The sequence below is a fragment of the Desulfatiferula olefinivorans genome (assembly GCF_054657895.1).
Genome location: NZ_BAAHXV010000030.1, coordinates 17793 through 28987 on the forward strand (window position 1 = coordinate 17793; position 11195 = coordinate 28987).

The window sequence follows — 11195 nt, forward strand, 5'->3', positions numbered from 1 at the left end:
GAGACACAAAGTCACAAAGAGGGTGTCGTGTGCTCACGCGGTGTCTTTCCTGCCGGCACGGATGACGTGTTTAAGTTCACAGGAGTGATCTGAGATCAATCCACTGAGATTCTCACGAAGGTCGTTTTTTACTTTTCTTGAAGGATATGAAACATGCGATTGCTCTGGTTCTCGGTCCGGGGCAATCGCATGTCTGTTCATAAAAACACATGGGCTTCATGGATTCATGCCGTTCACGTTTACTGTCACGAGCACGTTCACGATGGCGGTGGCGGGCTGTGACAAACCATGCTTCCTTCTTGTCCTTCAGGGAGCGCAGCGACCGGGTGATTGAATGGATCGACTCCGGTATTTTCGATTGTCCTCGGCTTCGGATAAAACGTTTTCGCCATATTTGACGGGCGGTTCGTCGCATATGATGAAACCCGCCGTCGGGGACGGGCCAGGGCTCTGATCCTTCGGGGGCTTGTGGGCCGGCATGCATCGTGATACATCGTTGGGGTCGGGCCGCGGGTCCGGCGTGGAGCCGGGTGACGGCCGGACATTCATCCATGCAAACGGGGAGACATCATGAACAAGGTCAGCATCGTCCGATATGAAAAACCGGGAGAATCGGTCGCAAGAGCCATCGAACTTGCCGGGGTCCTCGACCGGTTGAAACCGGGGGACACGGTCTTTATCAAACCCAACATCGTGTTCTGGTCCAGTGTGGTGGATATGCCGCCCTGGGGCGTGATCACCACCACCCGGGTCCTGGAGGACGTGGTCCGGCAGCTGAGGGATCGCGGGGCGGGAAAGATTATCGTGAGTGAAGGCACGGTGACCACCGACCCCAAAGACACCACCACCGGGCGTCACGCCTTCGAAACCCTGGGCTATAACACCCTGGCGAAAAAGTACGATCTGGTGATCAAGGACATCTTCGACGGGCCCTTCCGATCCGTGGACCTGGGAGACGGGGTGGAACTGGGATTTTCCGAGGATCTTCTGAACGCCGATCTGGTGGTGGACCTGCCCGTTCTGAAAACCCACGCCCAGACCAAGGTGTCGCTGGCGCTCAAGAACCTCAAGGGCTGCATCGACAAAAAAAGCCGCAAACGCTGCCATTCGCCAAGCATGATCATGGACCTGGACGCCCATGTGGCCAAGCTGTCCGCGGTGGTGGACAATGTGGTGACCGTCATCGACGGGATCTACACCCTGGAAAAGGGCCCCGGATTCACCGGGAACGCCCGACGAAGCGATATTCTCATCGCCTCGTCGGACATCGTTTCCGCCGACATCGTGGGGGCGGCGGCCCTGGGTTTCGATCCGGCCGAGATCCGTCATCTGGCCATCCGCTGCCGGGAGAGGGGCATGGAACCGTCGGTCTCGTCCGTCGAACTGGTGGGGGAGCCCCTGGAAAACGTGGCAAGCCCCCATGCCTGGGACTATCCCTACAATCCGGAAAACACCCTGCCCGCCAACATGATCAAACGGGGGGTGACGGGCCTTTCCTTTCCCAAATACGACCACAGCCTGTGTACCTACTGTTCGGCCGTCGTGGGCATCCTGCAGGTGGCCATCGGCAGCGCTTACCAGGGCACGCCCTTTGACAAGGTCCAGGTGTTGACCGGCAAGATGATGATGCCCGACCCTGCGATGAATCACACCATCCTCATGGGCAAATGCCAGGTGACCCTGAACCGGAAGAACCCGGACATCAAGGACCCGATCCTGGTCCCCGGCTGTCCGCCGGACATGGACAAGCTGATCGAGGGCGTGAAAAAGGCGGGCATTCCCATCGACGAGAATATGTTCAAGGCCTTCGACTTCGCCCCGGCCCTGTTCATGGCCAAGTACGCGAACAACCCGGCGTTTACCCAGGAGTTCTATCGGGTAGGCGAGTGAGGCTCCGGGCCTGAAAATCCGGGACGGCCGGTGCCATGCTGCGGGGAAGGGTCCAGAGTCATGTGAAATCCCGATCGGAGTCGCGATCGTCTGACGGGCATGAGCCGGTCCCACGGAAGGAGATACGAACATGCGATTGACCTGAAGGATTCCGCGATGGTCGTTTACAAGTGACTCCGGGGATGGTAAGTATGGCCTGTTTCATGGCTCGGGTCGTATGGGATCCGTATGCCCATGGGTCAATCAGGGCGGCGTCCTGCGGACAGGCTGCTTTTTTACGGGACCATCAATCAGGAGAATCAAATCGTTTGATGAACGCATCGTCTCCGAAATCACGTTGGATCATGGGCGCGGCGGCGGTCGGTCTGGCTGCGGCGACCGAGGCCCTGGCCCTTGACGGAACGTCCGGCGGGCCGGGGGACATCCATGTGGTCCTGCTGGTCGCCTACATGCTTCTGGCCCTTTTTTTTTCCTTTCTGTGTTCGGTGGCCGAAGCGGTGCTTCTGAGCGTCACGCCCCTTTACATCGAAGGGGAGATGGACAAGCGGCCCAAACGGGCCCTCCGTTTGAAACAGCTTAAACAGGACAACGTGGACCGGTCCCTGGCCGCCATTTTGACCCTGAACACCATCGCCCACACCGTGGGTGCCATCGGGGCCGGGGCACAGGCCAACCTGGTGTTCGGCAGTGCCTGGTTCGGCCTGTTTTCCGCGGCCATGACCCTGATGATCCTGTTTTTCTCGGAAATCATTCCCAAAACCATCGGCGCGATTTACTGGAACCGGCTGGTGGGCCCCACGGTGTTTTTCGTGCGGATGCTGATCGTGATCCTTTTCCCCATCGTCTGGCTGTCGGAAAAGCTGACCGCCGTCATTTCAAGGGGCCAGGACATCCGGGTGTTCAGCCGGGACGAATTCATGGCCATGGCCCGGGTGGGGGCCGAGACCGGCGACATCAAGGATAACGAATCCCGGATCATCCGGAATCTGATGCAGCTCAGGTCCCTGAGGGTGTCCGATGTGATGACCCCCAGCACCGTGATTTCGGCCCTGTCCGAAGATCTGACCGTCACCGAGGCCCTTCAGCAGATCGCCGTGTCTCCGTTTTCCCGGTTGCCGGTGTACAAGACCGACATCGACGACATCACCGGCTTTGTCCTGCGTGACGATGTGCTTCTGAAAAAAGCCCGGGGCAAAGGCGACGGAACCCTGGGGGCCCTGAAACGCGATATTTTTCTGGTCCCGGAAACGGTTTCCGTTTCCGTTCTTCTCGAACGTTTCCTGAAAAACCGCCAGCACATCGCCCTGGTGGTCGATGACCACGGAGCCACCCGGGGGCTGGTGACCCTGGAGGATCTGATCGAAACCCTGATCGGCGTGGAGATTATCGATGAAATCGACAAGATCGAAGACATGCGGGCCTTTGCCCGGAAGTTGTGGATCGATCGGGCCAAAGCCCTGGGTATCGAAAACGATATCATGGACTGGACCCACGCCGATTCGAATCCGCTGCCGGACGATGACTCGGGCGACGAGACCGTGACCAAATCCCTTCCCGAATGAGGCTTCCGGGGTCACCGGAAGCCTTCTCAACCCTTTCACCCCGATTTAAAAACGGATTCCCCGCCGGCTCGCCAGGGCCATCATCTGCTCGGCACTGGTGGCCGGGGGCACTTTCAGGCGATCGGCCGTTTTGGCCGTCAGGCGGATTGCCTCGGACGGACAGGTGGTCACGCAGAGGCCGCAACCGATACAGCGGTCCAGGTTGACCACGGCCCTGCTGTCCCGGTCCATGGCAAGGGCCGCCATCTGGCAGCGGTCCAGGCAGGCTTCACAGCCTACACAGGCTTCGGCGTCGATGGTCGCGTAGTGATTGGAAAAGACCATCTCGGCGGGTTTGGGCATCAGGTTCAGGGACTTGAGCACGCCGCAGCAGTCGCCGCAGCAGTTGCACATGCCCCCGGGGTTCTGGGCCGTGGCGGGCTGGGTGACCAGACCGGCCTCATGGGACGCGGTGAGGATGCCGACGGCCTCGTCGACGTCGACCTGCCGGCCCATGTCGTGGTCGAGGTAATACTGGGCCATGGACCCGAACATGAAACAGGTCTCAAGGGGTTTTCCGCATCCCGACCCGGTGGTCTCGCGCAGTTTCCGGCAGATGCAGTCGGTGACCACGATCAGCTTCTGGCGTTGCAGGATCTCACAGGCGTCCTCATAGGCCGCCACGTTCTGGCTGACATCGATGGACTGCTGGATGGGAATGGTCCGCAGGAATCCCCCGGCGTTTTCCGCCATGGCTTTGAAAAAATCCTGATCGAAATACGTCTCGACCAGCCGGGCGAAATCCCGGTCCAGCCGCTTGACCTGGAACTCGAACAGACCGTGGACAAAGGGAATGGCGCCGTATTTGACCGAATCGTTTTTTTTCACCCGAAACAAAAGGCCCCGCTGGGACATGTCTTCAAGATGCTCGGCGGTGTCCGCCGGCGATCGGCCGATGCGGGCGGCGACGGCCTCCGGCGTTTCCAGAATCGGGGACAGGCTGAGAAACAGGGCGGCGTCCTCTTCGGAAAACATGGCCTTGAGAATGGTGATTTCGATGCCGGATTCGGTGGCGGGAAAACCCACCGAGTACATGTCCAGGCGTTGTTGAAGCAGGCGGTAGATGTCGTGTGTCATGATCGTTTCCTTATTGATGGTGATGGGGTGAACGGTTGGAACCGGGTGGATGCGAACACATCTTTCATGGTGTGTTTCCTTTTTCAGTGAAAGGTTCACGTCGGGTCCGGGCGGAATGAATCAGGGCGTCGATCCGGCTGAGGGCGGTGAGGATGTATCGGGCCTCTCCGGTCAGCTTGGACAGGAACAGGCCGCCTTCGACCAGGGTGATCACGGTATCCGCCATATCCGCAGGGTCCGTCTTTTCACGAAGTTCCCCGCTGTTTATCCCGGCATGGATCAGGTCAAGGATCTGCTGCCGGATGGTGTCGATGGTCTCGACGGCCTTTCGTCGCAGGGCCTCGTGGGTGTCGTCGGCCTCGGTGGCCGTGTTGAGGATAGGACAGCCGCCGTGGGCAAGGATCCGGGGGTAGAGACGGCGGTAGGCTTCGGGGATGGCCAGAAGTTTGCCGACCGCGGTGGCCTCCCGGTCCACGGCCTTTGTGAGAAACGACGACAGGGCTTTGCAGTGGTACTCGAACACGTGGAGGGCCACATCGTCCTTGTCTTTGAAGTTGCCGTAAATGCTCCCTTTGGTCAGGCCGGTGGCGCAGGTGAGATCGGACAGCGTGGTGCCGGCAAGGCCCTTCCGGTTGAAGACCGGTGCCGCTTTTTCGATGATCAGTGCCCGGGTGCGATCCGTTTTTTTCAGTGTTCTGTCCGTCATGGTCGTAAAATATACTGTTCGGTATATTTTAAGTCAACCCCGTTTTTCCGTTTCAAACGGCGGGACCCCCGGCATGAATCCATTGATTAAAGGACGGCCCGGGGGTATACTGGCAGGACCATTTCAAAGAGAACGGGGAGGGCGTTTCATGAAACAGCGTGCGATTCTTTGGGTGGCGGTCTGTGTCGTGCCGGTGTTGATCTGGGGCGGGGCGGCCGGAGCCGAGCCCATCCGTATCATCACCTTTGCCTATCCCCCCTACATGGTCGGCGACGGAAGCGGGCTCTTCGAAAAGGCCTTCGATCACATGGCTCGGGAAACCGGGACGGCCGTGATCTTTGAGGTCTATCCGAGGAAACGGGCACTGTCGACCTTCGCCATGCCTGAGAACGGCTTGATGTTTCTGGGCGAGCGGGAGTATTTTCCCGATTTGGAACCCGAGATGGCCTTTCTGAAACTGCTCGATATCCACACGGTTTTCGTCTATCTCAAGGATCGTTTCCCGGATATGACCTACCGGGATTACCGGGACCTTTCCGGCAAACGGGTGGGCATTTCCATGGGCAGCATCTATACGTCCGCCTTCAAAGCCGCCGGGCTTGTGGTCGATGAGGCCAAGCTGCCCAACAACCTTCTCAAACTGAAAAATCACCGCATCGATTTCTGGCATACGGTGGATTCCGCCGCCACCCTGTTGATCGCCCGGATGGACCCCGGCTTTGGCCGGCACTATGCCTTTCTTCCCGATCAAACCCACATGGTGGAACTGATGGTCAAGAAAAACAGTCCGGCACGCGGGGATTTCGAGACCCTGGTCCGGGGCTTCCGGATCATCACAGACAACGGCACCTTCCAGACCCTGATTGAGTCGATTCAATAATACCGAAACATCGGTCCGCCCGTTGGGTCAATAGGACAGACAACGGGCCGGGATCTCGTAATGAAACACCATCCGGTTGTTGGTGTGGATGCTGTCCCACACCTCCACCGTCACATCCAGATCACGGGGCGTGTAACGACTGCAGGCCACGGGGCCGGGTTCGGTGAGCGTCAGATCGCCGGTCTTTTCGTCGAAAAAAAACGTGAAACGATCCGTCGGCACCGTGTGGTCGACGATCCGGTAGCGTAAATTGCCCGGCGTTCCTCCGCGAAGGGTTCCGGGAAAGGCGCGGGTGGTGGTTGTTTCGGCGGTCAGGCTGAAGGTGCCGGTCTGGTAGTGGGGAAAGACGAAGCGTGTTTTCCCGGTCAGTTTTTGTCCCATGAAGGCGTCCAGGGTGAAGGTGCCTGTGGTGCGGTTCTCGGCGAACAGGCGGTCTTCGACCCCCAGGGTGACCGTGAAACGGCCCCAGTGGGTGTTGCGGCCCGAGATAAGGCCGGTGGTTTCGTCCAGGGTCAGTCCCGGCGGAAGCGTGCCGCCTGCGATAAAAAAGCGGTAACGGCCGCAGCCGCCCCGGACGTCGAGAGCCTGGCGGTAGGGCCGGTCGCTTTCGGCATGGCTGAGGGACAAGGTGGCCAGGGAAAGGGGCCGGCCGCTGTTGAACACGCTCAGGTCATAGTCGCCGATGCGTTGGTGTCGTTCACGGATTTCCAGATGATAGGCGGCCGGCAGGGCGCAGTCAAAGACCAGGGTCGATCCGGAAGAATCCCCGGATCCGGTTGAAACGACGTTCCGGCCGGTCATAAGGCGCAGGCTGGTCTGTGCGGGGTCGCTCCCCCCGGCGGTTTTGATGATGATCCGGTCCCCGGGGCCCACCGTTTCAAGATCCAGGCGCACCCAGTCGACATCCGCATCGTCATGAAAGCAATGGCGCTGGGCGGGGGACCCCGGCGAGATCGTGTTGGCCGAGTCCGGCCCGTTGTCGTTCAGCGCCTCGAAGGCGTCCGGGAAAAACCGAACCGCCGACAGGTCGAAATGCCGGGTGTCCGTGATGCCCTCGTGGACCAGATCCCGGACCCGCACGGTCAGGGGGTGGAGGCCCGGAGGGAGGGCCAGTGTCCCCCAAAGCCGTCCGTCGTGGTCGAGGGTGAGGCCCTGCGGCAGGGTCTCGCCCTCAAAGACGAACGAACCGCTGCCGAAGGCGGTGGCGATACGGGCGGTGTAAGGCCCCCGGGTCAGGGCATCGGGCAGGCGTTCGGTGACGATGCGTATCCGGGGGCCCATGTCTTCGACCGTAAGGCCGAAGTCTCCGGTCTGACCGTCGGGATGTTCGACCGTCAGGTACAGCGGGGCGGGTCCCTTACTTTCCAGAAAATGATCATGCAGGCCCGGCGGTATCGGGTTTCTGTCCCTGAGGACCGTCTGCCCGTCCTTATCGACGATGGTGAGCCGAATCGGGGTGGGGCGGCTCCGGGGGAGCGTTTGGAATCGAAGCACATGCCCCGAAGGGACCATGGCCGTCTCCAGCCGTGCACAATCCCGGTCGCCGGGCTCGTGGAAGGTGTGCTCGCGGATTTTCCCGTCGGGGACGATGACGGTTTTTGCATTTCGGGGATCAGGGGCGTCGCCCGTTTCATAGGCGTCGGGGAAAAAATCCACCAGGGTCAGGGTGTAAGGCTTCGTGTCGCCCAGATCGGCCCACAGACGATCACGGACACGGACCGTAACCGGATAGACGCCGGCGGGAGCGGTGAGGTTCCCTTCGATGCGGCCGTCTTCGGTTATGTCAAGGCCGGGCGGAAGACCCTCTGCGTCAAAGACGAATGATCCGCTGCCCCCTTTCGTGGCGACGGTCAGGTCAACCGGTCCCGGTGTCTGGAGGTCCGGCAGGGCCGCGGCGGTCAGCCGGACCCTCTGACCCGGCACCGAGATCGAAAGGCCGTAGTCGCCGGTATTCCCGGACGCTTCGGTGAGGGCCGCAAGGAAAAGTCCCGGTGTTTCGCAGACAAACATCCCGTCCGGGTATCCGGCCGGATCGGTCTGTCCGAAGGGCAGGATCAGGCCCGAGGGGTCCATGAGCGTCACGACGGGCCGGGTGGGCCGGGTGCGGGGCAGGGTCCGGATCCGGACCACGGCCAGGGGGGGCAGGTCGGTCAGGTCAAGGATCATCTCATCCCGGTCGCCGGGCTGATGGAAGGTGTGCTCCCGTATGGCCGGGCCGGGGACCACCCGGTTGCCGCCGATCCGGGTTTCCAGACGTTCCTGGTCGTCGGGATAAAAATCGACCAGGGTCAGCGTCAGGGCCTCGTCCGCCTTGGCGTCGACCTGCTGATCCCTTATTTCGACCCGGCCGGGGTATACGCCCCGCGGGGCCCGGGCAACGCCGGACAGCAGGCCGGATACGGGGTCCAGCGTCAGACCCGGGGGCAGATCCCGTACGCTGAATTCATACCGGCCGCTGCCGCCCCGGGCCTCAATGCGAAAGGCAAGGGCCTCGCCGACCCGGATCGGGGGGGGAGACCCCGAGGTCACGGTCAGGGGGCCGTACACGGTGAGGCGGAGGGTTCGGGAGGTCCGGTGGCCGGGGAAGTCCGGATCCTCTACCGTCACCTGAAGCGGCAGGCGAAACGGCCCCGCTTCGGGTGTTCCGGTGATCAGGCCATCGGGGCCGGCGTCCAGTCCGGGCGGCAGGCCGGTGATCCGGACCCGGCGCGCAGAAGAGCCCCCCCGGATTTGGATTTCGTGGCGGTAAGGCGCCCCGGCAACCGCCGGGGAAAGGGGGGTGTCAGGCACGGAAAGGGGCTCATGGACCGTCAGGGTCAAAACGGTTTCGTCGAATCGGTCCGGGTCGTCGGGATCCACGGCGATCAGCCGCACCGGATAATCCCCGGGATGACCGCCGAGTCTGCCGGAGATGACGCCGGATCGGTTCATGGAGAGCCCGTCGGGCAATCCCGCCGCCATGAAGAAAACCCCGTCTTGGTTTTGGCGGATCCGGATCATTGTTGAATACTCGTCACCCCGATAGCCCGACGGCAGGGCGGATGTTGTTATTTCGACAGGTGGTGACGGTTCGGGCCGGGCGGCCTCATCGGCACGGGCCGGCCTGCCGGTGCAGAGTACGGCCACAAGGGTCAACAGGATTGCCGGGCGTCGAAGGGCGAAAACGGTTAATTTCATCGAGGACCTCGGGGTGCGGACTGGTCGGCGATCCATTGCCGCGCGCGGGTGATCTGATCGGGGGTCATCAGGGCTTCCAGGTCGGCCAGATCCTTATCCGCGGAGGCGGCTCCGGACTTTCGGGCCAATGACAGAAAGACGTGGGCCTGGACCAGGTCCGCCTCTACGCCCCGGCCGTTTCGGTAAATGTCTGAAAGACGAAGCTGGGAGCGGACCAGGCCCTGGTCGGCCGCCTTTCGGAACCAGCCCAGGGCGTGAAGAAGATCCGGCTCGGTGCCGAGGCCCGAGGCGTAAAGGTGACCCAGACGATCCTGGGCCTCGGCCAGACCCTGTCCGGCGGCTTTTTCATACCAGAAACGTGCCTTTGCCGGGTCCGGCTCAAGGCCCAGGCCCAGTTCCAGGCAGCGGCCCAGTGCCAGTTGGGCGTCGGCCAGATTCTGATCGGCCGCCTGACGGTAACGGATCGCGGCCTTTGCCGGGTCGCGGGCCAGTCCCCGTCCTTCTTCCAGCAGGCGTCCCAGCTCGAACCGGGCCTGCGGATCACCCTGGTCGGCGGCTTTCTCGAAGGCCCTGGCTGCGGAAGCGGGATCGTTGTGGTCGCTATGAAGGCGGGCCAGATCATACCAGGCCTGGGGATGGCCGTTTTCGGCGGCCATCTTCAGGTAGCGGGCCGCCGCCGTCACATTCCGGTCGCCGCCCCGGCCGTCGACCATCATCCGGGCCAGACGAAAGGCCGCCTCCCGGTGAGTTCCGCCCGCGGCCCGGGTGTACCAGGCTCTTGCCCGGACCGGATCGGACGGCATGTCCGGATGATCCTCATAAAGGGCTCCCAGGTTGAAACAGGCCTCGGTGGAGCCCTTTTCGGCCGCCCGGGCAAAAAACCGGACCGCGATGGCGGCATCTGCCGGGACGCCCCGGCCGTCCCGGTAGATCTGCCCCAGCTGGTCGAGGGCTTCGGCATGATCCTGGTCGGCGGCTTTTTTGAACAGCAGATAGGAAAGGGCCGGGTCGGGCGGGACGCCCTCGCCGCGGGCGTACATCAGGCCCAGGTGGTAACGGGCTCCGGCATGGCCGTTGATATCGGCCAGGCGAAGGACCTTCAGGGCCATGGCGCTGTTTTGGAGAATGCCCTCGCCCTTCCGGTACATGCAGCCCAGCCGGAACTGGGCGTGGACCTTTCCCTGCTCCGCGGCTTTTTTGTACCAGGACGCCGCTTCCATGGGGTCGTCGCTGCGGCCCAGACCCCGTTCACAGATTTGGCCTGCAAGGTCCTGGGCGTCTGCGTTCCCGTCTTCGGCCAGGGGGAACGCCAGGGCGGCGGCCGCATCGATGTTGCCGGCGTTGAACGCCCGGCTCGCCCGTTCGGTGATTTTTGCAAGATAGGCCTCGGCCCCGGGGTAACCGTGTTTTTTGAGCGGCAGGAACACCGAAAGGGCCCGGGCGGTGTCGCCGCGTTCGAACAGTAGGACGCCCTGATCGAACACGCGGTCCACCTGGCGGGCCGCGTCGGGAACCTCGAGAAAGGCCAAGGGCATGAACACGGAAAGGGCATCGGCGTAGCGCCCTTCCTCGAATGCCTCGATGCCTTTCTCCAGGGACGCGTCGGCACGGACGGTCAGAACCAGAGCAAGGATGATGATGAACGTCAGATGTCGCATCGGATACCTTCAGGGTCAATGGGGTCATGCATGGTCATCGGTCATACCATACACGTTTTGTGCCAACAACCCTCAAGACCGGATCTTCGTTGATCCGGCGGTTTGACTTTGTCCTCTGATTCTGGGATACTGGGACACCTTCCGACATGACGGTGTGATGCGCATCGTCCGGTCTCCGCGGCCGGGCTGTTCATATATGATCATTA

General features: G+C 61.8%; 7 protein-coding genes. 3 read left to right on the plus strand and 4 right to left on the minus strand.

The window, feature by feature from the left end; genetic code table 11:
* The first annotated feature begins 570 nt into the window (after window positions 1-570).
* Window positions 571-1890 (plus strand): DUF362 domain-containing protein, encoded by a 1320-nt coding sequence (locus ACYQ11_RS17225; protein WP_459925056.1) that lies wholly within the window; start codon window positions 571-573, stop codon window positions 1888-1890.
* A gap of 311 nt (window positions 1891-2201) precedes the next feature.
* A complete protein-coding gene (locus ACYQ11_RS17230) occupies window positions 2202-3452 on the plus strand; it encodes a hemolysin family protein (RefSeq protein ID WP_459925057.1) in 1251 nt (416 codons plus the stop codon).
* Window positions 3453-3497: 45 nt separating this feature from the next.
* On the opposite strand, the gene ACYQ11_RS17235 is transcribed toward ACYQ11_RS17230, so the two are convergent.
* Together ACYQ11_RS17235 and ACYQ11_RS17240 are read right to left on the minus strand one after the other, a co-directional pair.
* Window positions 3498-4568 (minus strand): 4Fe-4S dicluster domain-containing protein, encoded by a 1071-nt coding sequence (locus ACYQ11_RS17235; RefSeq protein WP_459925058.1) that lies wholly within the window; start codon window positions 4566-4568, stop codon window positions 3498-3500.
* 64 nt (window positions 4569-4632) lie between these two features.
* Complete coding sequence (locus ACYQ11_RS17240) at window positions 4633-5274, minus strand: TetR/AcrR family transcriptional regulator (RefSeq protein ID WP_459925059.1); 642 nt, start codon at window positions 5272-5274, stop codon at window positions 4633-4635.
* A 148-nt stretch (window positions 5275-5422) separates the two neighbouring features.
* Between ACYQ11_RS17240 and ACYQ11_RS17245 the strand changes: the two genes are divergently transcribed.
* Window positions 5423-6154, plus strand: coding sequence for a hypothetical protein (locus ACYQ11_RS17245; RefSeq protein ID WP_459925060.1), 732 nt, complete (start codon window positions 5423-5425; stop codon window positions 6152-6154).
* Between the two features lie 27 nt (window positions 6155-6181).
* Here ACYQ11_RS17245 and ACYQ11_RS17250 read toward each other — a convergent pair whose 3' ends face one another.
* On the minus strand, window positions 6182-9331 hold the full coding sequence (locus ACYQ11_RS17250; protein WP_459925061.1) for an Ig domain-containing protein: 3150 nt from the start codon (window positions 9329-9331) through the stop codon (window positions 6182-6184).
* The gene (locus ACYQ11_RS17255; RefSeq protein ID WP_459925062.1) at window positions 9328-10989 is read right to left on the minus strand and encodes a tetratricopeptide repeat protein; all 1662 of its coding nucleotides are present in this window, start codon (window positions 10987-10989) and stop codon (window positions 9328-9330) included. The genes ACYQ11_RS17250 and ACYQ11_RS17255 overlap by 4 nt, the downstream gene beginning before the upstream one ends.
* Between the last annotated feature and the right edge of the window lie 206 nt (window positions 10990-11195).